11 protein-coding genes and 1 pseudogene are annotated in these 23,478 nt (G+C 73.3%); 6 read left to right on the forward strand and 6 right to left on the reverse strand.

The window, feature by feature from the left end:
• Nucleotide 1: 1 nt before the first annotated feature.
• Both ACH4RC_RS36675 and ACH4RC_RS36680 read left to right on the forward strand, forming a co-directional pair.
• Nucleotides 2–1,879 (forward strand): non-ribosomal peptide synthetase, encoded by a 1,878-nt coding sequence (locus ACH4RC_RS36675; RefSeq protein WP_398208553.1) that lies wholly within the window; start codon nucleotides 2–4, stop codon nucleotides 1,877–1,879.
• Nucleotides 1,880–1,939: 60 nt separating this feature from the next.
• Nucleotides 1,940–3,211 carry a valine--pyruvate transaminase gene (locus tag ACH4RC_RS36680; RefSeq protein WP_398208555.1) on the forward strand — a complete coding sequence of 424 codons (1,272 nt, stop codon included), beginning with the start codon at nucleotides 1,940–1,942 and terminating at the stop codon, nucleotides 3,209–3,211.
• Between the two features lie 392 nt (nucleotides 3,212–3,603).
• Here the strand turns inward: ACH4RC_RS36680 and ACH4RC_RS36685 are convergent.
• Together ACH4RC_RS36685 and ACH4RC_RS36690 are read right to left on the reverse strand one after the other, a co-directional pair.
• A pseudogene (locus tag ACH4RC_RS36685) lies at nucleotides 3,604–3,801 on the reverse strand (acetaldehyde dehydrogenase); the annotation flags it as partial.
• Nucleotides 3,747–4,100: a fumarylacetoacetate hydrolase family protein gene (locus tag ACH4RC_RS36690; RefSeq protein WP_398208557.1), complete on the reverse strand. Its 354-nt coding sequence runs from the start codon at nucleotides 4,098–4,100 to the stop codon at nucleotides 3,747–3,749. The gene ACH4RC_RS36690 and the pseudogene ACH4RC_RS36685, both read right to left, overlap by 55 nt.
• On the opposite strand from ACH4RC_RS36690, the gene ACH4RC_RS36695 reads away from it, so the two are divergent.
• Nucleotides 4,087–4,296 carry a hypothetical protein gene (locus ACH4RC_RS36695; protein WP_398208558.1) on the forward strand — a complete coding sequence of 70 codons (210 nt, stop codon included), beginning with the start codon at nucleotides 4,087–4,089 and terminating at the stop codon, nucleotides 4,294–4,296. The two genes, ACH4RC_RS36690 and ACH4RC_RS36695, sit on opposite strands and share 14 nt — an antisense overlap.
• Before the next feature lie 52 nt (nucleotides 4,297–4,348).
• Here the strand turns inward: ACH4RC_RS36695 and ACH4RC_RS36700 are convergent, their stop codons facing one another.
• From ACH4RC_RS36700 to ACH4RC_RS36710, 3 genes are all read right to left on the reverse strand, one after another.
• Nucleotides 4,349–7,261, reverse strand: a complete 2,913-nt coding sequence (locus tag ACH4RC_RS36700) for an AAA family ATPase (RefSeq protein ID WP_398208559.1) — start codon at nucleotides 7,259–7,261, stop codon at nucleotides 4,349–4,351.
• 105 nt (nucleotides 7,262–7,366) lie between these two features.
• Nucleotides 7,367–7,588: a hypothetical protein gene (locus ACH4RC_RS36705; protein ID WP_398208560.1), complete on the reverse strand. Its 222-nt coding sequence runs from the start codon at nucleotides 7,586–7,588 to the stop codon at nucleotides 7,367–7,369.
• Nucleotides 7,589–7,679: 91 nt separating this feature from the next.
• On the reverse strand, nucleotides 7,680–10,790 hold the full coding sequence (locus ACH4RC_RS36710; RefSeq protein WP_398208562.1) for a type 2 lanthipeptide synthetase LanM family protein: 3,111 nt from the start codon (nucleotides 10,788–10,790) through the stop codon (nucleotides 7,680–7,682).
• A gap of 589 nt (nucleotides 10,791–11,379) precedes the next feature.
• Between ACH4RC_RS36710 and ACH4RC_RS36715 the strand changes: the two genes are divergently transcribed.
• Complete coding sequence (locus ACH4RC_RS36715; protein ID WP_398208564.1) at nucleotides 11,380–12,372, forward strand: helix-turn-helix domain-containing protein; 993 nt, start codon at nucleotides 11,380–11,382, stop codon at nucleotides 12,370–12,372.
• Between the two features lie 95 nt (nucleotides 12,373–12,467).
• Here the strand turns inward: ACH4RC_RS36715 and ACH4RC_RS36720 are convergent, their stop codons facing one another.
• The gene (locus ACH4RC_RS36720) at nucleotides 12,468–21,332 is read right to left on the reverse strand and encodes an amino acid adenylation domain-containing protein (RefSeq protein ID WP_398208566.1); all 8,865 of its coding nucleotides are present in this window, start codon (nucleotides 21,330–21,332) and stop codon (nucleotides 12,468–12,470) included.
• 352 nt (nucleotides 21,333–21,684) lie between these two features.
• Between ACH4RC_RS36720 and ACH4RC_RS36725 the strand changes: the two genes are divergently transcribed.
• Nucleotides 21,685–22,155 carry a cobalamin B12-binding domain-containing protein gene (locus ACH4RC_RS36725; RefSeq protein ID WP_398208567.1) on the forward strand — a complete coding sequence of 157 codons (471 nt, stop codon included), beginning with the start codon at nucleotides 21,685–21,687 and terminating at the stop codon, nucleotides 22,153–22,155.
• Complete coding sequence (locus ACH4RC_RS36730) at nucleotides 22,142–23,455, forward strand: methylaspartate mutase (protein ID WP_398208568.1); 1,314 nt, start codon at nucleotides 22,142–22,144, stop codon at nucleotides 23,453–23,455. Before ACH4RC_RS36725 ends, ACH4RC_RS36730 begins: the two co-directional genes overlap by 14 nt.
• The last annotated feature ends 23 nt before the right edge of the window (nucleotides 23,456–23,478 follow it).

The following is a 23,478-nucleotide window of genomic DNA, read 5'->3' on the forward strand; positions in this document are numbered from 1 at the left end:
CATGAGAACGCCCCTCGACGCCGAGCACCGGCTCGACATCGCCCTGCTGGCCCGGTGGGAGGCGCACCCCGAGCGGACCGCTGTCCTGGACGGTGACGACGTCGTCCTCGCCGGAGAGGTGCGGGACCGCGCCGTGCGGATCGCGGCCCTGCTGCGCGAGCGCGGCGTGCGACCGGGCGACCGGGTGGCCGTCCTGCTGGAACGGTCGGCCGACTTCGTGATCGCGGTCGCGGCGGTGGTCCTGGCCGGCGGCGCCCACGTGGCGATCGACACCGGCAATCCGGCGGAACGCGTCGACTTCCTGCTGCGGGACTGCGCCCCGCGCCTGCTGCTGACCTCCACGGCCCTGCGCGCCGGCCTGTCCGGGGATCTCGGCACCCGGGTCCTGACGGTGGAGGAGTGCGCCGACGCGGACAGCCCGGCGGAGTTCCGGCCGGCCGACGCGCTCGCCGACTGCCCCGCGGTGGTGATCTACACCTCCGGGTCGACCGGCCGGCCGAAGGGATCACTCCTCAGCCACAGGGGAGTCACCGCCCGGCTGCGGTCCCTGCACAAGAGCCACCCGATCGACGAGAACGACCGCGTTCTGCACCACACGGCCTGCACCTTCGACATGTTTCTCGTCGAGGTGTACTGGCCGCTGTTGCACGGTGCGCCGATCGTCGTCGCGGCCCCGGGCCGGCAGCGTGACCCCGGCCATCTGGCCCAGCTGATCCGGGAGCACGAGGTCACCACCGTCTGGTGGGTGGTCTCACTGCTCGAACTGTTCCTCCTGGCCCTGGGCCCGGGGGAGCGGGTGGACCACCTGCGCCAGGTGCTGACCGGTGGTGAGGCGCTCGGCCCGGAGCTCGTCCGCCGCTTCCACGAGCGGTCCCGCGCCACCCTCAGCAATCTGTACGGGCCGAGCGAGTGCACCATGTACTGCACCGCGTGGGTGTGTCCGCGCGACCCCGGGCTACGGACCGTCATGATCGGCTCGGCCGTCGAGGACACCACCCTGTGGATCCTCGACGAGCAGGGACGACCCGTTCCGGAAGGACAGCCCGGCGAGCTGTACATCGGCGGCGTCGGCGTCTCGCTCGGCTACCACGACCGGCCCGAGCTGACGGCCGAGCGCTTCGTCGCGGACACCCTGGGCGCCACCGGCGGCCGGCTGTACCGCTCCGGGGACCTCGTGCGCGCCCATCCCTCCGGCGACCTGGAGTACCTCGGCCGGGTGGACCGCCAGGTCAAGATCCGCGGGTTCCGCATCGAACCGGGCGAGATCGAGGGCACCGCGCTCCGCGTCCCCGGAGTGCGCCAGGCGGCGGTGGTGGCCGACGGCACGGGGTCCGCGACGAGGTTGGTCTGCTTCGTCGTCCTGGACACCGGCGACGCCTCGGCCCGCGAGTCCGACCGGGTACGGAGCGAGCTCGCCGCCCGGCTACCCGCGCACCTGGTGCCGGCGGTGATCGTGCCGCTGGAGCGCTTCCCTCTCACGCCCAACGGCAAGCTCGACCACGGCAGGCTCACCGAGGCGGCCGCCGACGCCGTACCCGTGACCGTCGGAACCGACACCGCCACCGAGACCGACACCGCCATCGCCATCGCCACCGACCGCGGCTCGGTCGTGGGCCCTGCGGGTCATGAGGACGGCAGCGGCGGGCCGGAGACGGCCGACATGGCCGACCTCGTCGCGGAGGTCTGGGGCCAGGTGCTCGGGGTTTCGGACGTCGGCCCCCTCGACGACTTCTTCGCGCTGGGCGGGGACTCCTTCCGGGCCGTCCGCGTGGTGCGAGAGCTGCAGGACAGGACCGGTCTCATGGTCCCCATGCACCTCGTCCTCGAGGCGTCCTCGGCCGCGGAGTTCGCCGAATCCGTCACCGACCTCGCGAAGTGACCGCCCGGCCACGTACATCGGCACCAACACCACTCGCTGTCGCTGTCCAAGGAGAAATCAATGCGGTTGTCGCTCAGCGGCACCAAGATGGCCGGACTCTCCGGCCTGCGCAGCATCATGGAAGACGTCGCCGCGAGCACGGCCGGGGCCTCGGCCGACGCATGGCTCAACCTGAGTGTGGGCAACCCCGCCCCCATCCCCGCGGTGCGCGACATGTGGCGGGCCGCCCTGACGGAATCGATCGCCGAGGACTTCGACGAGGCGGGCTGCCGCTACGGCCCGTCCCGTGGCAGCCACGCCCTCGTCGAGGCCATCACCGGCTACTTCCACCGGGCGTACGGCTGGGAGCTCGGCCCCGAGAACATCGCCGTCGGCCCCGGCAGTCAGATGGTCTGCTTCGCCGCGGCCGCCCTCTTCGCCGGGCCGGGGGTCCACGGAGAGCGACGGATCCTCCTCCCCATGGTGCCCGACTACACCGGCTACCAGGGACTGTGCATGCATGACGACGGCATCGCGGGAGTCGCCCCGCTGATCCGCCGGGAGGAGGGCCATCGCTTCCGCTACGCGCTGGATGTCGAAGCGTTGCGGCGTCGCGCGGACATCGGAATGTTGCTCATCTCCAGTCCGGGCAACCCCACCGGACGGGCCCTCAGCCGCGCCGACCTGGACGCGCTGACGGTACTCGCGGCCGAGCGTGAGGTGCCCCTGTTCGTCGACCACGCCTACGGCGCGCCTTTTCCCCGGATAGCGCAGGTGCTCACGGAGCCGGTGCTGAGCGACAGCGTCGTCAACTGCTTCTCCGCGTCGAAGGCCGGACTGCCCGGCGAACGGATCGGTTTCGCGATCGGTCATCCGGAGTACATCGCTCCGCTCACGGCGTTCATGTCCAACTCCGTCCTGCACGCGCCTCAGCTCGGCCAGTTCGCTCTCGCCCGGGTGCTGAACGACGGACGCCTCGACGCGACCGCCCGTGATGCGATCGCGCCGCACTACCGCGAGAAGAAGCGCGCCGTCGAGGAACTGCTGAACGAACTGCTGCCGGAGGACATCGACTGGCGCATGCACTCCGGGGACGGAGGCATGTTCTGCTGGGTGTGGGTGGACCACCCCTGGTTCGACGACATCACGCTGTACAGCCGGCTCAAGGAGAAGCACGTCTTCGTTGTACCGGGCCGGCACTTCTTCACAAATCCGCAGCTCACCCCTGGCCTCGCCGACCACGCGACTCGGTGCTTCCGCCTGAGCCTGAGCGCGAACGAGAAGGTGATCACCGAAGGCGTTCACCGGCTCGCGGACGTGATGCGCGAGATGCGGGACCAAGCGGGAGCATGATGGACGGCAGTCCGCGGCCCGGGCGCGCTCCGCGGACGAAGACGAAGGGGCGCCGCAGGGCCGGGTGCGGGCGCTGGATGAGCAGGTGATGAGCCTGCGCACACAGGTGCAGGCCCGCACTCGGATCGCCCTGGCGCGGGGGCTGCTGCTCGGCCGCTGTCTACTCTCCGATGTGCCCGATGAGCCGGCAGACCGTCAGAAACCGCTGACGGGGCCTCGCTGCCCAAGAGGTGGTGCGGGGGTGCGGGTGCGTCCGGGAAGCCATCGCTGGGCTCCGGAGCGGGGCGGCGGGGTGATGGTCAGGGCGGCGGCGATCTGGTGCAGTGCGGTGTTGTAGCGCTGCGCAGCCTGCCGCAACAGGTCGAACGTCGCCTGTGCATCGGGCGCTCGAGGCCGTCCATGCCGATCAGGCCCCGGACGCCCTCGGCGGTCACCGGGATCCCGAGCCGCTCGGCGCGCGCGAGTCCGTCGGAGGTGGGGTCGATGCCGACCGACGCACCCCTCTCCAGGGTGTCCGAGAGCCGGAGCACCTTGATCAGCAGGTCGGTGCCGATGTCGCCCGAGCCGATGACGGCGACCTTGGTCTGTATACGGAGGCTCCTTCGTTCCGGGAGTCGCTGGAGTCGCTGGAGTCGCTGGAGGCGTGGAAGCGGACGGAGACGGAGCCGGGACCGGTGATCTCGGCGCTGAACACGTCCCCGGCCGCGGCGGGCACCATCGGGCCGAGCGCGCCGGACAGCACGACCTGGCCCGCGCGCAGCGGATCGCCGGCATCGCGCGCGGTGCGGGCGAGCCGGGCCAGGGCGGCCAGCGGGTCACCCGGACAGGCCGCACCGTCCCCGGTGGAGACGGTCTCCCCGCCCCGCTCGAGGGTCATGGTGGCCGCCACCGGCGAAGGCTACGCCTTCCGATTCGGCAATGAGGCGCCGGAGTTCACCGCGCCGCGCGGTCGCTTCCACTCCGCGGCCGTATCCGTCTCCGTCACCACCTCACTCGACGGCCCCATGCCCCCGACCGAGCCGCTGCGCAACTCCACCACTTCGATCAGCGGACGCATGCCCTTCGTCGTCATCGCCCGACGCTGACAGCCCCCGCGGCCGATCAGGACGCGGCCGTCCACACGAGCCAGGCACCGCCTCACTGCTTCAGCAGTTGAGTGGAGCGCGTGCACAGGTCCGCGCGACTGGCCGCGCCCGTCTTGTTCATCAGGCTGGCGATGTGTTTCTCGACCGTGCGGGGCGAGATGAAGAGGCGCTCGGCGATGTCCTTGTTGCTCAGCCGGTCGGCGAGGAGCCGGAACGCCTCGTACTCGCGCACGGTGACGCCGAGGGCCCGCAGATGTTCGGGGATGCCATCCGTGCCGCTGCGGTGCTGATGCACGGGGACACCGATCCGCCGCAGCGCGGCCCGGCAGGCGTTCGTGACGGCCGGCACCCCCTGCTCGTGGAAATGGTGTTCGGCCCGCCTGAGCCAGGCGACCGGCTCGCCCCAGCCGTCCTCGAGCGCCGCGTCCGCGACCAGCCGCAGGCCCAGGTGCAGGGCGTTCGGATACACGGCGGCGTCGCGCAGCGCCGTGTCGATGCGCTCGCCCGCCCGCTCGCCCTGCCCCTCCCTGCCGAGCAGGACCGCGTCCGCGAGCGTGACGAACTGACGGTTCCACCGCATCTGTCCGGCCGCGGTTTCGGCGACCGCCTCGTACCGGGGGCGGTCCGCGTCCCCGGCCAGCACGTCAAGGAGCACCCCCACACCGTGCGTGCCGCTGAGGTGGTAGGTGCTGGGATTGTGGCGTTCCAGCGCCGACACCGCCCCCAGTTCCTCCCGGGCCAGGCCGCGGTCCTCCTCCATCAGGGCGCAGAACGCGCGGGCCATGCCGAACGTGAGCGGCTCCTCCTGCGAACCCGCCCCTTCCCATTCCGCGAACGAGCCGAGGGCCTCCTCCATCGCCCGCCTGTCGCCCCGGTGTGCCTCCAGCGACGCCAGTGACATCAGGAGATACCGGACAGCCGGGGCGAGTCGGAGCCGGCGGACGATCGCCAGGCATTCGACGGCGGCCTGACGCGTCTCCTCGCGTGCGCCCCGCATCACCGCGTCCAGGACGAGAATGCCGTCGACGGTGTGCACGATGTTGATCGAGCCCAGGCGCAGCGCCTCCTCCCGGGCGGACAACAGGCCGGCGGTGTCACCTTCCGACAGCCAGTCGTTGCCGCCGATACGGGTCGCGGCGTACATCCGCCGCAGCGGGAGCTGGTGGCGCTCGGCCGTGGTCAGGGCCTTTTGCAGCATGGCCCGGGACTCCTGCGGGTCCTGCTCGCGGGCCACGGTCGCCAGCAGCTCCCAGGCCTGGCAGGCGACCGCGGGCAGGGCGTAGCGTTCGGCGGCGTCGGCCGCCGAGCGCGCGAGTCTCTCCGCCTGCTGGGTGCGGTCGGTGCCGGGGGTGTCCAGGGCGAGATAGGCGGCGGTGACGTCGACGGACGCTGCCGCCGAGGGGTCCGGGTTCGTCCCGAGTACCTCGCGGGCCCGGTCGATCTGCTGGTTCCCGTCGTTCCAGCGTCCCGCCGTGTGCGCCACCTTGGCCAGCCGGGTGTGCAGGATCGCCAGCCGGGACGCGCCCAGCCCGGCGCTGTCCAGGGCGTGCAGATGCTCGACCAGGTCGAAGGCCCGGTCGAAGTCGCCGGACTCGGCCAGTGCGGGCAGCAGTGGTTCCAGCGCGCTCGCTCTCTCCTGCGGGTCACCGGCGCGCGCCAGCAGGGTTTCGGCCCGGCTGAGCAGGGTCACCGCCGAGCCGAGCGCGCCCGCCGTCAGGGCCCGCCGCCCCGCCTCCGCGAAGAGTTTGCCGGCCGCCGCGTCCTCGCCGGCCTCGGACCGCAGGCCGGCGGCGAGCGCGCACCAGTCGCCGGGCAGCTGCGGGTGCAGTTTCTCCACCGCCTCCGCGCCCTGACGGGCCAGGTCCGCCCGCTGGCCGGGCGTCAGCTGGGTGAACAGCGCCTCCACGGTGGGGGAGTGGCGAAAGGAGTACCAGTCCGGGGCGGGCTCGTCCGGAACCACGAGCCGGGCGGCGACGCCGGCCTGGAGGTGGCTGAGCAGCGCTCGGTCGTCGACCCCCGTCATCTGCTGGAGGACGGTGAGCGGGAACCGCCTGCCCAGCACGGCCGCCGCCGACAGCAGCGTCAGGCCCTCCGTGCCCAGCCGGTCGATGCGGCGCAGGATTCCCCGCGCGAGAGCGGAGGAGACGTCGCCCCGCGGGTCACCGACCGTTCGCCAGCCGCCCGGTCCCTGCACCAGGGTGCCCGCGCCGATCATCGACTGGAGCAACTCCTCGACGAGGTACGGGCTGCCCGCGCTGCCCTCCCACAACTGCTCGAGCACCGCGGCGGGCACATCCTGTGGGGAGGTGCCCAACTGACCCGCCACCAGGTCGAGGACCTGGGGGCGGGTCAGTGGTGACAGTTCGAGGACCGAGGCCGTGCCGCGCCGGCGGGCGGACTGGGCGAGGTCCAGGGCGTCGCTGAAGTCCGTGCGTGCGGTGGCGAGCAGCAGGACCGGGCTGTACTCCAGGTTGTCCACGAGGTACTCGAGGACGCCCAGCGTCTCGGGGTCGGCGTCGTGCAGATCCTCAAGGACCAGGAGCCGGCCCCGGCCGTGGTCGGTGGCCATCAGCAGGCGCAGGATGGCCTCACCCAGTATGACTATGGAACTGCTGTCGCCCGCGCCGGTGTTCCAGTCGGGTATCAGCCGTCCGAGTACCGGTCTGTACGGCCCCAGGGACAGGTCGTCCAGCGATTCACCGGTGCGGAACAGCGACATCAGTGCCTCGGTCAGCGGCCGGAACGGAATCGCCGGGCCGGTGGTGCTGCTGCGTCCCCGCAGGACGCCCATCCCGGCCCCGACCGCGCTGCCCACGACCTCGGCCGCCAGCCGGGACTTGCCGACCCCGGCTTCGCCCACCAGGAACACCACACCACCGCGGCCCTGCCGAGCTTCGGACAAGGCGCGTCCGAGCAGCCCCAGTTGGGCATCCCGGCCGACAAGAGACGATGCTTGGAGGCGCATGATCTCCAAGCATAATCGGATTGTCCGGAAGCGCGGGGTGGTCCTCGGCTTTCCGCTGCGCTCCGCCCGGCGGACCCGCCGGGCCGGCCGGGCCGCCGGGGGAGGTCAGTTGGGAGCGGACACCGAGGTGTCGATCGAGCTCAGCGTGATGACGATGCCGCTGGTGAGCACCATTCCGGCCAGGACGCGGGCGCGGGCGCAAGCGCGGTTGCGGCCCGAGAGGGTGATGCCGCCCGCGGCGTCCTGCTCTTCGACGGCGGCCGGGGCGGCGTCGGTCTCGGCGGAAACGGGAGCGACGTGGTCGGAGTGCAGGTTCCGCAGGTCCATGAGGGAACTCCTTCGTGGGGGGTGTGCCGGGTGAGCGGGAGGGGACGGAGAGGGAAAGAGGACGGGGAGCGGCCGGTCGTGCGGCTCGGCCTCAACAGGTCTGCGTGGTGGCCGGGTTCGGTGGACGGGAGTGCTCCAGCAGGAGCGCTGAGGGGACATGGTCGGGGGAGCAGAGGCGGAGCAGCCCGTACCCGATGCCGGCGAGACCGGCCAGCATGCCGGGAGACGGTACTTGGTCAGGGGTCGCGCAGCGGTGCTGCTGGCCTTCGATCGCCGCGAGCAGTCGGCCGCCGGTGCGGGTGAGGGTGGTGGACGCGGTGGCGTCGCCACGGCCTGCGAGGACCGACAGGGCCTCCACGGCGCCGAAGGCGCCGAGGCCGGCGCTCAGATCAGAGCCGTCGCCGAGTGCGGACAGCCGGGCGGCGAGCCCGGCCTCGTACCGCGGCAGGTGCACGGCCGCGGCGGCGATGCCGGGCAGGCCGGTGGTCCACGACCTACCGTGCGCGGCGGTCCCGGTCGTGGCGGCGGCCGAACGCAGCAGCCTGGCCGCCGTCTCCCGGCGCCGCCCGTCGGTCCGGTGGTGCGCGTGGCGCCACAGCGCCCAGCCGATGCCCGCGGCTCCGTCGGCGAACCCCGCGGCGCCCCCGCCCTGCGCGGCCGCGTCCGCCAAGGCGTCCGCCAACGCGTCGGCCAGTTCCAGGGCGCGGTGCGCGCCCGTGGCCTCATGAGCGGCGACCGCCGCTGCCAGAGCCCCGGCGGCTCCGTCCGCGAACCAGGGGTCCGGGCAGGCCGCCACGGCGTGTTCGAGTGCGGTGAGCGCGTCGGGCAGCGAGTCCGCGAGGTCCGCGTCGAGCAGGGCCGACAGCCGGATCAGGCCGTACAGGATGCCGCCGATCCCGTCGTACGCCCCAGGTCCCACCACGGCACACAGTTCGGGGTCGTGGGCCAGCGTCTTCAGCAGCGCCGGAAGCGGCTGCACCGCCTCGTGGGCGAGCGCCGTGTAGCGGTCCGCTCCCGCGAGGAGCCCGGCCTGCGCGAGGAAGAGCGCGACCCCGGTGTATCCCTGGCCGAGTCCGGCCCCCATCGGCAGGACCGACCAGTGACCGCCGGGCAGGCGCTCCAGGCCGATCCAGTTGGCCCGGCCGCCGGACCGCACGGCGCGGGCAGCGATCTCGTCGGCGATCCCGCAGGCCGCGGCGAGCAGCCGTGACGGCTCGGGCACCACGGCCGGCAGGGGAGCCGCCACCAGCTCGGAGCGTGGCCGCACCAGCGGGGAGCCCGCCTCGCGGGCCGCCAGCGCGGCCGCGACGATCCACTCCTGGTTGCGGCAGTCGACCTCGTCCATCCGGGCGACCTTGGCGCGAACCGCGTCGATGCTCGCCATCGGCAGCAGGTTGGGCAGCCAGGTCCCACCCGATGCCCGTACTTCCGTTCCGGACGGCCGGTGGACGAACAGGGGTACGTCCCCGCGCCACAGGTCCTCGGTCTCGTGCTCCACAAGGCGGCCGCGCGCCGGGTCGTGCGCCGACTCGGTCCACAGCACCGCGAACGCGGCGTCCCGGGCGAGCGCGTCGCCGAGCAGGGCCGGGTGCGTGGACTCCTCCAGCAGCGTGGAGTACAGCCGTGTGGAGCGGACGATCAGCCGTGCGGGGCTCTTCGCGTGCCGGGCCAACAGACCGCCCGGCGCCGTCAGTTCGTCGCCGTGCGCTTGGATCGCGGCGTAGGTGGTACGGAAGCCGTCAAGGAGCGCGGCGCGGTGGTCGGCGCCCTGGAGGCGGTGCCCGGCGGGCAGTGGCTGGTTCTGCGCGGCGGGACTGATCACCGGGCCCCGCACGACCCGCATGGTGTCCAGTCCGCTGTCCTTCCAGCACAGGCCCTCGCTGGGGTACGCGCCCTGCTCGGAGCGGCCGAGCGCGGAGATGTCCAGCGCGCCGTGCTCACCGATCAGCAGGTGGGGCAGCAGACACGTGCGGTGCACGGAGGCCTGGAGGGCGTCGGCGGCCGGGTCCGCTCCCGCCGTGGCGGCCTGCGGAAGCCCGGTGTGCAGCAGGGTCTCGGCGTCCACCAGGACGGGCTGGTCCCCGGCGGCGATGAGGTTCTCGTAGTGCATGTCGGCGCCGTCCACCGCGTACAGCAGCGACAGCAGTGCGCCCTGGCGCCGGTAGAAGGCGTCCGCCTCGGACATCGAGCCGCACCAGCGGTGCTCGATGTACTCGAGCCAGCCGTGCTCCTGTCGCCGCACCGTGCGCGGAGTGCGCAGTTCGAGGCCGGCGACCCGCCCGGTGAGCCAGTGCGCCAGGTCGTCCAGGAGGGCGTGCTGCCCGAGGGGGCGCGGCTTGTAGACCGCCCGCGAGCCGTCCGCGAACTCGAGGACCGCCACGGAGCGCCCGCCGCAGTGGGCGTCGCCGCGGCCCAGGTCGACGCGGGTGAGCGGACCGGGGTCGCGGCCGGCGAGCAGGACGGCCACCAGTTCCGCCCGGTCGCTGTGGAGCCGCAGGCCCAGTTCGGCGACGGCGTCGGCGGCGTCCAGTGCGGCCTGGCCAAGGAGCCGGGCCAGTACCGGGTAGGAGGTGAACAGCGCCCGCAGGCCGTCCGCGCTGCCGCCGGCGGCGAGGAAGGAGGCGAAGCGATCGCGGGACGTGGCCCCGGGGAGCCGTCCGGCACGCCGGGCGCCGTCGAGTTCGCGGACGAGTGTGCGGGCCGCCTGCCGCGCCACCCGGCTCAGCAGCCACTGCTCGAACGAGGCGCGCAGCATGGTCCGTTCCGCCGGGGGGAGCGGCGCCAGGCGCCGGTCGAGGTCGGCCGAGGCGGGCACCACCAGCGGTGCCACGACCGGTGCGAAGAGCTCGGGCCCGGTGGCGTCGTGGCCGAGCGCCGGGTGTGCGGCGGTGTCGGCGTGGAGCAGGGCCTCTTCGACGTAGTCGGCCCAGCGCGGAGTGCCCGCGCGGGCCGCCAGGTGTTCCGGTGCCTCGGCGACGAGCGTCCGGACGGCGAGTTCGTCGAGGCCCAGGTGGGCGAGCCGGGCCGTGAAGCCCGCCGTGTCCCCGGCCGCCCACGGGGCACGGCCGGACAGGACGGTCGTGGCTGACGCCGCGGGACGTCCGGGGGCGGCGACGCGCTCGCTGAGGGTGAGCGCGGGGGCCCACCAGGCGAGCGGCAGGTGCGCGCTTCGGGGCGTCGTGGGTGCGGCTGTCTCGGTCACGGGAAGAACCTCCCAGACACCGCGCGACCCCCACATGGGGGAGCATCCCCCATATTCTCCGAGCGCCCCCGCCGGTGGGTGGGGGCGCTCGCGCAGCCCCTTGGGCCAGGCGGCCCGAGCTCGCGGGGCCGAAGGGCGCAACCGCAGGTCAGAGCGCGTACCCAGATGCCTCCGTGGCGCGCGGCACACCGTGGCAGCTCGTTCCTGAGGTACGTCCTTCCCGTCGCCGGGCCGCCCGCGCGCACGGAGCGGGTGCCCCGGCGGGCGGCTGCGGGCGTGGCTTCGGACCTTCTCCACCCACCCCGTCGCCCTCGCGCGGCAGCACGGGAGCGGCCGGTGTCCGGGGACTCCGTGAACCGCCCGCCCGGGACGGGTGCCGTCGTGCGGGGAGCCGCGCGCGGTTCGGAGCACCGCCCCACAACTTGGGTGGTCGGCCCGCATCCCCCACGGGCCGGGCTCCCCGTCTACTGATGTCCGGTCGATGACCAGGCAGCGGTACGAGAGCGTGCCGCGACCCGTCGAACGTCGTCCGACTCGATGCGTGACCGACCACCAGGTGCCGTACAGCCGAGACAACAGGAGTGAAGGAATGCGGACCTCTCTGGGTATCGACCCCCTCGCACGGAGCGTCTATCTCGCCATGGTCGACCTGCCCGGCGCCGGAGTATCCGAGTTGGCGGAGCGGCTGAAGGAGGACGAGGAGACGGTCAGGGAGCGGCTTGAGGGGTTGTCGGCCCTCTTGCTCGTGGTGCCCGGGGACACCGCCTCCGGCTGGCGGCCCGTCGCCCCGGAGGTGGGCCTGGCCGCGATGCTCGCCCGGGAGCAGGACGAACTCGCCCGCCACCGGCTCCAGGTGGAGGACAGCCGCCTTGAGGTGACCCGGCTGCTGTCCGAGCACGCCCGCGGCCGGGACGGCATGCCCGGCGTCGAGTGGCTGGCCGGCGCGGACGCCGTGTGGCGGCGCGTCACGGAACTGGCCGAAGGGTGCGAGCAGGAGTGGCTGACCGTCGGTCCCACCGAACGGCTCGCGGAGTCCGTCACCGGGTCCGCCGGGCCCGTCGACGAGATCCTGCGCCGGCGCGGCGCGGCATCCCGCGCGATCGTCCTGGAGAGCGTTCGCAACGATCCCGAGGTGATGGACCGGGTGCGGGGGAGGGAGGACAGCGTCGCATCCGTCCGTACGCTGCCTTCGCTGCCCGCGTGGATGATCCTCTGCGACCGCACCCATGTCGTGGTCCCGGTCGCCACCGCCCGGTCCGTCGTCGGCGCCATGGTGTGCGGCGTCGAGTCGGTCACCGAGGCGTTCGCCGCCCTGTTCACCCGGCTCTGGAAGGAGGCGCTTCCGCTGACCGAGGCGCGCCCCCGTACCCGCGGCGGTCTCTCCCTCCAGGAGCAGCACGTGCTGCGGCTGTGGGCGCAGGGCCTGACCGACGCGGCCGCCGCCCGCAGGATGGACGTCTCGCTGCGGACGGTCCGCCGGCTCTCCGAGAAACTGACCGACCGCTTCGGCGCGCAGAGCCGCTTCCAGCTCGGCGCCCTGGCCATCGCCCAGGGCGGTATCCAGGCCGAGGACGTGGCCTGACGCGATCCACCCCGGCCGTAGGCCTCCACCTTCGCCACTGTGGTGGGCCCGGCCGTACGCCCCCACCGTGGCCACGACGGTGGGGGCGTGCTGCGTCATCCGGCCGGTGCGAACTGCGCGTTGATCGCGGCCATCATCAGATCCGCGATGTTCTGCGCCAGTTCGGCGGGGGTCGGGTGGTCGAAGACCGCCCGGACCGGTACGTCGACCCGCAGGGCCTTGCGCAGCCTCGACGCGACCTGGGTGGCGAGCAGCGAATGGCCGCCCAGCTGGAAGAAGTTGTCGTGGACGCCGACGCGTTCGATGCCCAGAAGCTCCGTCCAGACGGCCGTGATGTGCCGCTCGACCGTGTTGCGGGGCGCCGTGTACGACGTGCCGAGGTCCGGCCGCCTGCCGTCCGGGACAGGCAGTGCCGCCCGGTCCACCTTGCCGTTGGCGGTCAGCGGCAGCCGCTCGAGGAGCACGAACCCCGCCGGGATCATGTAGTCGGGCAGGTGGCGTCCGAGATGCGTGTGCAGCTCGGTGATGCTCGGGGCGTCGGGCCCGGCGGCCACCAGATAGGCCACAAGGCGCTTGTCGCCGGGCACGTCCTCACGGACGATCACGGACACCTCGCCGACACCCGGGTGGGTGAGCAGGTTGGCCTCGACCTCGCCCAGTTCGATGCGGTTGCCGCGGATCTTGACCTGGTGGTCGATCCGGCGCAGGAACTCCAGCTGTCCGTCCTCCTGCCACCGCACGAGGTCGCCGGTGCGGTACACCCGGCCGCTCACCTCCCGGGTCTCGAACGGGACGAATCGTTCCTCGGTGAGGTCGGGCCGCCCCAGGTAGCCGCGCGCCACCTGGACGCCACCGACCAGGAGCTCACCGGGAACCCCGACGGGCTGCTGAGCGCCGTGCTGGTCCACCACGAAGCACCGGGTGTTGGCGACCGGCCGGCCGATCGGCGGAACGGTGTCCCCGGGGACGCACACGGTGGACGTGACGATGACCGTGGTCTCCGTCGGGCCGTAGTTGTTGACCACCCGGAACGGCAGCCGGGCGAGCGGCGGCATGCGCAGCCGGTCGCCGCCGGTCAGTACGTAGTCGAGGGTGGTGTCCGGGTTCCAGTCGAGCGCCGCCAGCGACTCCAGCATCGGTGTCGACAGGAACGTGGCGTGGATGCGCTGCTCGTTCAGCCAGTCCCGCAGCAGATGCGGAGCGAGCCGGACCCGCTCGCCGGTGACGCAGCAGGTCGCACCCCGGGTGAGGCCGAGCCACAGCTCCCACGCCGCCGCGTCGAACCCGACCCCGGCGAGCAGCCCGATCCGCCGGCCCGGCTCGAGTCCGTACTCGGCGACGGTCCAGTGGATCAGGTTGACCAGGCTGCGGTGCTCGACCTGGACCCCCTTGGGACGGCCGGTCGAGCCGCTGGTGTAGATGAGATAGGCCAGGTTGTGCGGCCCGGCGGCGGGCTCCGGGTCGGTGACCGGCACGCCGTCCAGCGGTCCCCCTTCGGCGTCGCACTCGTCGAGGAACAACAGCGGTGCACCGGACGGGAGCCGGTCCGCCCGCGCGGTGTCGGTGAGGACGACCGGGGTCCGCGTGTCGCGCACCATGTAGGCCAGCCGCTCGACGGGGTACTCCGGGTCCAGGGGCACATACGCCGCCCCGGCTTTGAGCACCGCGAGCTCCGCCGTCACCAGGTCGGCGCCACGGCCCAGGCACACCGCGACAGGCATGTCCGGCCGTACGTCGTACCGGGTCCGCAGGTGGTGGGCGATGCGGTTGGCGCGCGCGTTCAGTTCGCCGTAGGTGAGCGTGGCCTCCGCCGATTCGACGGCCACGGTGTCCGGCTGCCGGGCCGCCCGCTCCTCGAAGAGGCCGTGCAGGGTGGCACCGTCCGGAAAGGCGGTGGCGGTGTCGTTCCACTCGACGAGTGTCGTCTGCCGCTCCGCCTGCGTGAGCAGGCACAGCTGCGAAAGGCGGGATCCAGGAGCTCCGGCGACCGTCTCGAGGAGCGTGCCCAGGTGGCCGGCGAGCCGCTCGACGGTGTCCTGGCGGAAGAGGTCGGTGCGGTACTCCAGCGTCGCGCGCAGACCGCCGGCCGGATCCTCGGACATGATCAGACTCAGGTCGAACTTGGCGTCGGGCGGCGTCACGGCGAACGGCTCCACCTCGACACCGGGAAGGGTCCAGAGGTGGCCGGCCGGGGTGTTCTGGAGCGCGAACAGGGTCTGGAACAGCGGGTTGCGCGACGGGTCGCGGTCGGGTGCCAGCTCCTCCACCAGGCGCTCGAAGGGGAGGTCCTGGTGGTCGTAGGCGCCGAGCGCGGTGTCCTTGACCCGGTCGAGCAGCTCGGTGAACGCGGGATCGCCGGACAGGTCGGTGCGCATCACGAGGGTGTTGACGAAGAAGCCGATCAGGTCCTCGGTCTCGGCGCGGTTGCGGCCGGCGATGGGGCTGCCGACCGTGATGTCGTCCTGCCTGCTGTACTTCGCGAGGAGCACCTGGAACACCGCCAGGAGCACCATGTACATGCTGGCGCCGTTCGCCGTCGCCAGCGCCCGCAGGCGTGCGGCGACCTCGGAAGGTACCTCGAACGCCACGGTGGAGCCGCCGCCTTCGGGCGGTCCCGCCGGGCGCCGGTGGTCGCCCGGGAGCTCCAGAGGCTCCACCCCGGCGAGCCGGTCGCGCCAGTACGCCAGCTGGTCCGTCAGCACGCCGCCGGCCAGCCGCTCACGTTGCCACACGGAGAAGTCCGCGTACTGGAGCGGCAGTTCGGGCAGACCGGCCGGTTCCACCCCGGCCGCGGCCGCCCGGTACCCCTCGCGCAGCTCCCGTGCCAGGATCCCCTCCGACCATCCGTCGGCCGCGATGTGGTGCACCGACAGCAGGAGGAACGCCTCGTCGTCGGCGAGCCGCACCAGATGCGCCCGCACCAGCGGACCCGTCGCCAGATCGAACGGGCGACCGGCCTCGGCCTCCGCGAACCGCCGTGCCTCGGCGAGTCGTGTCTCCGGATCGGCGACGTGACGCAGGTCGTGGACGGCCGTGCCCACCGGTGCCGCGGGATCCACGACCTGACCGGGTTCACCGTCCTGGGGGACGAAGCGGGTCCGCAGGACCTCGTGCCGCGCCACCACCGAGGTGAGCGCGGTGTCCAGGGCCGCTATGTCGAGTACGCCACGGACGTGCAGCGCGAACGGTACGACGTACTCGGCGCGCCCCGGCTCCAGCTGGTCCAGGAACCACAGCCGCTGCTGGGCGGAGCTCAGGGGCAGCGGACCGCCGGTCCGCGCGACGGGGGTGATCCGCTCCGTGTCGTGCGGGTCGTGCGGGCCGTGCGGGTCGTGCGTGTCGAGCTCGGCGACGAGGGCCGCGAGACCGGCCACCGTGGGCGCCGCGAACAGGGCCCGTACCGGTACCTCCACGCCGAGCGAGGCCCGCAGCCGCGAGGTGACCTGGGTGGCGAGGAGCGAGTGACCGCCCAGCTCGAAGAAGTTGTCGTCGACGCCGGTGACGTCCGTACCGAGGACCAGCGACCAGGCCGTGGCCACCGCGCGTTCGGCCGGTGTGCGCGGCGCGACACCCCGCTCGGCCGGGCGGGGCTCCGGCGCGGGCAGGGCTCGCCGGTCCACCTTGCCGTTCGGGGTGAGCGGCAGCCGGTCGAGGACGACGAACGCGGAGGGCACCATGGAGGCGGGCAGGTCACGGCGGAGCCGGGCGCGCAGCCCCTCCGCGGTCGGCGCCTGCCCGTCCGGTACGACGTACGCCACCAGGCGCTTGTCACCCGGGACGTCCTCCCGAAGGATCACGGACGCGGTCGCGACGTCGTCGCCGGCCAGCAGCACCGACTCGATCTCACCCGGCTCGATGCGGTGACCGCGCAGCTTCACCTGGTCGTCGAGGCGCCCCAGGAACTCCAGTTGCCCGTCGGGCAGCCACCGCACCCGGTCCCCGGTCCGGTAGACCCGCCGGGGCGAGCCGTCGACCTCCACCGTGACGAACCGCTCCGCGGTCTGCTCCGGCAGCCCCTGGTAGCCACGCGCCAGCCCGGCACCGCCGACCAGGAGTTCGCCCGCGACGCCGATCGGTACGGGCCGGTCATGCCGGTCGACGACGTGGACGACGGTGTTGCGCACCGGCCGGCCGATCGGCGGCACCGGCACCCCCGGCTCCACCTCGGCCGAGGTCGTGACCACCGTCGACTCGGTCGGCCCGTAGTTGTTGACGACGCGGAACGGCAGCCGCAGCCCGGCGGGGAGGCGCAGCGCGTCACCGCCGGTGAGGACGTAGGCCAGCGAGGTCGGCTCCGACCAGTCCAGGGCGGCCAGCGCCTCCAGCATGGGCGTGGAGAGGAATGTGCCGTGCACCCGCCGCTCCGCCAGCCAGCGCTGGAGCAGCTCCGGTGCGCGCCGCACCGTGTCGTCGGGGACGCACACGGTGGCGCCGGCCGCCAGCGCGGGCCACAGCTCCCACGCCGCGGCGTCGAAACCGAGACCGGCGAGGTGCGCGACCCGTCGGCCCGGTGCCGCGCCGAAGCTCTCCACCGTCCAGTGGATCAGGTTGACCAGGCTGCGGTGCTCGATCTGGACGCCCTTGGGGCGGCCGGTCGAACCGCTGGTGTAGATGAGGTAGGCCAGGTCGTCCGGGGCCGCGGCGGGCTCCGGGTCGTGCGCCGCCAGATCCTGGACCAGCGGCCAGTCCCGGTCGGTGAGGAAGCGGTGGGGTGTGCGGGGCAGCAGAGCCGCGTGCGCGGCATCGGTCACCACGTGCGCCGCCCCGGAGTCCTCGATCATGAAGGCGAGCCGGTCGGCCGGAAGGTCCGGGTCCAACGGAAGGTAGGCGGCCCCCGACTTCAGCGCCGCGAGCAGGGCGGCGATCTGGTCGGGCCCGCGCTCCAGGCACACCGCGACCACCCGGCCGGCCCCGGCGCCGAGCGTCCGCAGGTGCCGCGCGAGGCGGTTGGCCCGCTCGTTCAGCTCCCGGTACGTCACCTCCCCGGTCTCCGACAACACCGCCGTCACGGCGTGCAGTCGCGCGACACGCTCCTCGACGAGCCGGTGTGCCGTCGTGGCCGCGTCCGGGCCCAGGGACGCCACCCCGGACCACTCGGCCAGCACACGGACGCGCTCGGCCCCGGTCAGCATCTCCAGCTCCGAGAGCCGCCGGCCCCGGTCCGCTGTCACCCCTTCGAGCAGGGTCGTGAAGTGACCGGCCAGCCGGGCCGCCGTCGCGGGGTCGAACAGGTCCGTGGCGAAGACCAGTCTCCCGTCGAGCGAACCGTCGGGCCGCTCGGTGAGGAACAGGGTCAGGTCGAACTTGGCCTCCTCCGTCCGCACCGCGAACGGCTCGACCCCGAGACCCGGCAGGCCCCACCCGTTCCCGTCCGGAGTGTTCTGGAGCACGAACATGGTCTGGAACAGGGGGGTACGGGACAGGTCCCGCTCCGGCGCCAGCTCCTCCACCAGGCGCTCGAAAGGAAGATCCTGGTGGTCGTACGCGCCGAGCGCGGTGTCCCTGACCCGGTCGAGCAGGTCACCGAAGCTCGGATCGCCGGACAGGTCGGTGCGCATCACGAGGGTGTTGACGAAGAAGCCGATCAGGTCCTCGGTCTCCGACCGGTTGCGGCCGGCGATCGGAGTGCCGACCGCGATGTCCTCCTGCCCGCTGTACTCCGCCATGAGCAGCTGGAACACCGCGAGCAGCGACATGAACAGGCTGGCGCCCTGTCCGGCCGCCATGTGCCGGGCGGCGTCGACCGTGTCGGCGGGGACGGTGAAGGCGACCTCGTCACCGCGGCCCGAACGCTCGGCCGGCCGACGCCTGTCGGTCGGCAGTTCGAGCGGCTGGAGACCGGCGAGCCGCTCGCGCCAGTACTGCGCCTGTCCGTCCAGCTCGGGGCCTTCCAAGGCCGCGCGCTGCCAGGCCGCGAAGTCCGCGTACTGCAGTTCCAGCGGGACGAGACCGGCGTCACGGCCCGTGACCACCGCCCCGTACAACTCCCGCAACTCCCGCGCAAGGATGCCTTCCGACCAGCCGTCCGAGACGATGTGGTGCAGCGCCACAAGCAGGAGCCACTCCTCTTCGGCGACACGCACCGCCACCGCCCGCAGCGGCGCTCCCGCCGCCAGGTCGAACGGCAGCCCCGCCGCCTCCCGCAGGATGCCGGGCGCCGCGTCGTCCCCGAGGCCCCTCGCGTCGTGCACCTGGACGGTCACCTCGCGCGGCGGCTCGACGATCTGGACCGGACGGCCCGCGGCGTCCGCCACGAACCGGGTCCGCAGGATCTCGTGCCGGGCGACCAGAGCCGTCAGCGCGGCCGCGAACGCGTCCGGTGCGAAGGGCCCCGTGACCCGCAGCCCGGCCGGGACCACGTACTCGGCTCGACCGGGATCCAGCTGGTCCAGGAACCAGAGGCGTTGCTGGGCGAACGACAGCGGCACCGGTCCCGCGGGCCGCTCCGGGCGCGGCGCCGTCGCCTCGCGGAGGATGCCGGGCGCGTCGAGGGCGGCCGCCAGCCTCGCGGGGGTCCGTGCCTCGAACAGAGTGCGGTGGGCAACGTGTACGCCCAGGTCCCGGCGGAGTCGGGAAGCGACCCGGACGGCAAGCAGCGAGTGCCCGCCCAGCTCGAAGAAGTCGTCGTCGATGCCCACCGGTTCCACGCCCAGCAACTCGGCCCAGATGCCGACGACGGCCACCTGAGTGGAGGTCCGGGGCGCCGCGTACGCCGTGGTCAGATCCGGACGCCCGCTCTCGGGCGCCGGCAGCGCCTTGCGGTCGACCTTTCCGTTCGGTGTCAGAGGAAGCCGCTCCAGCGTCACGTACCGGGCGGGCACCATGTGCGCGGGCAGATCCCGCGACAGGGCCCGGCGCAGCTCGGGCGCGGCCGGACCGGTCTCATCCGCCGGCACCAGGTACGCCACCAGGCGCTTGTCGCCCGGGACGTCCTCGCGGACCACGACGGTCGCCGCCGCCACACCCGGCCGGGCAAGGAGGGCGTTCTCGACCTCGCCCAGCTCCACCCGGTGGCCGCGCAGCTTGACCTGGTCGTCGATCCGGCCGAGGTAGACCAGCTGCCCGTCCGGCAGCCACTTCACCAGGTCCCCGGTGCGGTACACCCGGGCGTCCGGGTCCGCCGAGAACGGGTGGGGCACGAACCGTTCCGCCGTCAGGTCCGGCCGCCCCAGGTAGCCGAGGGCCACGTTCACACCGCCGATCAGCAACTCGCCCGGCACGCCCACCGGTTGGACCTCGCCGTGCGCGCCGACCACGAACACCTCGGTGTTGTCGATCGCGCGGCCCATCGGCACGTGGTCCGCCACCGGGTCCACCGAGACCGTCCGGCTGACCACGTTGCCCACGGTCGCCTCGGTCGGCCCGTACTCGTTGACGACGGCCGTGTCGACCGCGCCGCTCGCAAGCACCCGGTACGTCAGCGCCGGCGTGAGGTCCTCGCCCCCCGCCACCACCGTCGCGACGGCGTGCCGCAGACCCTCCCGCTCCAGCCGTCCGACCAGCAGTTCCAGATGGGAGGGGGTCGCCTTGAGGAAGCTGACCCGGGCGCCGGCCGCCACGAGATCCACGGCCGCGTCGAACACCGTCTGCCCCGGACCGGGGTCCGGTACGACCAGCCGCAACCCCTGCACCAGCGGCAGGAACAGGGCGGTGACCGTCAGGTCGAACGCCGCTGACGAGCACAGCAGTGAGCCGATCTCGGCGCCGGGCGCGGCCGGGTAGTTGCGGTCGCACCAGTGCAGGTAGTTGACGACTCCCCGGTGCGCCACCCGTACGCCCTTGGGGCGGCCCGTGGAGCCCGAGGTGTAGATGACGTAGGCCAGGTCGTCGGGGTTCGTCCCGACCTCGACCGCCGGGGCCGCGCCGTCACCGTCCGGCCAGCCGCGGTCGGTGAGCAACAGCTCGGAGCCCGGCGCGAACAGACCGGCGTGTCCCGACTGGGTGATCACCACGGGCGCGGCGCTGTCGCCGACCATGTAGCGCAGCCGCTCAGCCGGGTACGACGGGTCCAACGGTACGTACGCGGCACCGGACTTGAGCACCCCGAGCAGAGCGCACACCAGGTCCGGGCCGTGGTCCAGGCACACCGCGACCAGTGCGCCCGGTCCGACGCCCCGCCCGCCGAGGTGGCGCGCGAGCCGGTTCGCCCGCTCATCCAGCTCGCGGTAGGAAAGGAGCCGGCCGTCGTGCTCCAGGGCGACCGCGTCCGGCTGCCGGGCAGCCCGCTCCTCGACCAGGCGGTGAACGGTCGAGGTGTCGGGGAACGCGGACCGGGGGCCGTTCCACTCGGTGAGGATCCGCGTCCGCTCCGCCGCCGTCAGCATCCGCAGCGCGGCCAGCCGCGCCCCCGGTGCCGCGGCTGCGGACTTGGCGAGAACCCCGAAGTGGTCCGCCAGGCGCTCCGCCGTCGCCCGGTCGAAGAGGTCCGTGCGGAAGCCCAGGACACCCCGCAGCACATCACCGTCGGCGGCCAGCTCCAGAGTGACCTGCGCCTGCGGTGCGCACACGGCCGGCTCGTCACCCGCATCGCGCCACGTGAACCAGGGCGCACCGTCCAGCGCGCCGTCGGCCGCCTCGGCGAGCGCCGCGTACGGCAGTCCGCCGCGCGCTCCCATGGCGTGTGCGACGCCGGCCAGCGCGTCCTCGAACGGCGGGTCGCCGTGGGGGCCGCGCACCGCCAGCACCCGTCCGCCCTCGCCCCGCACCACCACGGGGACGTCGCCCCGCCCGGCGTGCCGTGCGAGCAGTGCCTGGAACACCGTCAGCAGGACCGCCGAGAGTTGCGTCCCCCGCTCGCACGCCACCGCGGACAGCGCCCGCGCGGTCACGGCGGGCACGCCGAAGAGGACCCGGTCCGAGGGCCCCGCCTCGTCGTTCGCCGGGCGGCGGTCCGCCGGCAGCTCCAGCGGCTCCAGGCCCGCCAGCGCGTGACGCCACTCTTCCACCTGGTGATCAGCCACCGTTCACTCCCCATCGTCAGCACGTTGTCAGCGGTACAAGCGGTACAAGCGGTCCAAGGCGAGACGTCCGCGATGAGCACGTTAGGAGGTGGGCGAGGGTGCCCCCAGTGGGCACAAGTGACGCCCCGGCGGCTGGCCACAAGTGCCCAGTGCCGCGCGGGAACACCGCTGGCCACGATGGACGACGTCACCCGCCGACAGCCCGGACGTCTGGAGCCGGCTCACCGAAGTGCCGCCCAACACCCCTGAGGCGGCGTCGACTTCGAGGGCTCGATCAGGCCGGGCGAGGCCCGGATGACCGGCCCGATCGCAACGGTCGCGGCCCCCTATGGTGTCGAGAGGAAAGCCGGTCGTGTACGTGCGTCACCAGCCTTCGGAGAGCCCGCCCCACGCGGTCCTGAGCACCATCCCCTCGGACTCGCACACCTGGAACCTGCTGTTCCTCCAACTCGTCCTGGAGGAACAGGGATGGGAGGTCACCAACCTCGGTGCCTGTGTCCCGGTCTCCACCCTGGTCACCGAGTCCGCGGCGCGGCCCCCCGGCCTCATCGTCGTGAGCACCGTCAACGGCCACGGCGCGGAGGAGGCCCCGGCCCTGGCCCGCGCGGTACGCGCCGAGCCCGCCCTGGCTCAAGTGCCGCTCGTCATCGGCGGCAAGCTCGACACCCGGGGAGCCACCGGCCCCGACGCCCGTCCCGAGCTCACCGATGCCGGTTTCGACGCCGTCCTGACCGGGCCGAACGCCGTACCGCGGCTGCTCGCCCTGCTCGACTCCCTGTCGCAGCGCGCGCACGGAAGGGTCCACGCCCATGCCGCCCGCTGATCTTGTCTCCGTCGGCGCGGGACCGTTCACGGGCTCCGCACCCGGTGGCGCGTTCCACCGCTTCATGGACGCCGCCGCGCGCGCCGGCACGCTCGTCGTCCAGCCCCGTATGGGCTTCGCGGACCCCGCCAGGATGCGCGCCGGCCTGCTCGCCACCCGCGGTGCCGACGCCACGACCGTCGGCACCCTCACCCTCGACAGCTTCACCCGCGTCGGTGACTACGCCGCCGCCGCCCGCGCCGCCGCCCAGGGACACCCGCTGAACGGCTACCCGCTGGTGAGCATGCCCGTCTCCACCACCACCGGGCTGCTCGACGGCGTCCGCGGCGAGGACTTTCCCGTCCAGGTCCGGCACGGCTCCGCACAGCCCGGCCGCATCGTCGACGCCCTGATCGACGCCGGCCTCGACGCCACCGAGGGCGGCCCCGTCTCCTACTGCCTGCCCTACGGCCGCACCCCGCTCGCCACCTCCGTGCGGGCATGGCGCGACGCGTGCCGCACGCTCGCCGCGCTCCGGGCGTCCGGTGTCGAACCGCACCTGGAGAGCTTCGGCGGATGCATGCTGGGCCAGCTCTGCCCACCGTCGCTGCTCATCGCCCTCTCCGTCCTGGAAGGAATGTTCTTCCGGCAGAACGGCCTGCACAGCGTCTCCCTGAGCTACGCCCAGCAGACCAGCGCGGCGCAGGACGAGGAAGCCGTCCACGCCCTGCGCGCCCTGGCCGCCGACCACCTCGCGGACACCTCCTGGCACGTGGTCGTCTACGCCTACATGGGCGTCTACCCGGAGACGAGACCCGGCGCGCTCGCCCTCGTCGCGGACGCGGCCCGGCTCGCGGTGCGGACCGGAGCCGCGCGCCTCATCGTCAAGACGGCCGCCGAGGCCACCCGCATCCCGTCGATCGCCGAGAACGTCACGGCGCTGGAGACGGCGACAAGCGCCGCACTCTCCGCGCGGCGCACCGCTCCGCCGCCGTCCACCGGCATCGAGGAGGAGGCCCGCGCCCTCGTGGAGGCCGTCCTCGGCCTGCACGACGATCTCGGGCAGGCCCTGGTCCGGGCCTTCGCCCGCGGCTACCTCGACGTCCCCTACTGCCTGCACCCCGACAACGCGGGCCGCACCCGCAGCGTCATCGGCGAGCAGGGCCGCCTCGAGTGGTCCGACACCGGATCGCTGCCGCTCGGCCCCGCCGCCACCGTGCACCGCTCCCGACGCCTGACCTCGTCGGGACTGATGCGCGCGCTCCAGCACGTCAAGGCCCGCTACGACGGGCCCGCCGGCTCGCCGGCCCGAGTGAGCTGACCGCTCGTCAACTGCCCCCTTCC

It is taken from the genome of Streptomyces sp. NPDC016845 (genome assembly GCF_044332585.1).
In the GTDB taxonomy this organism is placed as follows: Bacteria; Actinomycetota; Actinomycetes; order Streptomycetales; family Streptomycetaceae; genus Streptomyces.

Coding starts and splice junctions, on each gene's coding strand:
- ACH4RC_RS36730 (WP_398208568.1), top strand. CDS start 22,142: ATGCCGCCCGCTGATCTTGTCTCCGTCGGCGCGGGACCGTTCACGGGC.
- ACH4RC_RS36715 (WP_398208564.1), top strand. CDS start 11,380: ATGCGGACCTCTCTGGGTATCGACCCCCTCGCACGGAGCGTCTATCTC.
- ACH4RC_RS36705 (WP_398208560.1), bottom strand. CDS start 7,588: ATGGACCTGCGGAACCTGCACTCCGACCACGTCGCTCCCGTTTCCGCC.
- ACH4RC_RS36675 (WP_398208553.1), top strand. CDS start 2: ATGAGAACGCCCCTCGACGCCGAGCACCGGCTCGACATCGCCCTGCTG.
- ACH4RC_RS36680 (WP_398208555.1), top strand. CDS start 1,940: ATGCGGTTGTCGCTCAGCGGCACCAAGATGGCCGGACTCTCCGGCCTG.
- ACH4RC_RS36700 (WP_398208559.1), bottom strand. CDS start 7,261: ATGCGCCTCCAAGCATCGTCTCTTGTCGGCCGGGATGCCCAACTGGGG.
- ACH4RC_RS36695 (WP_398208558.1), top strand. CDS start 4,087: ATGGTGGCCGCCACCGGCGAAGGCTACGCCTTCCGATTCGGCAATGAG.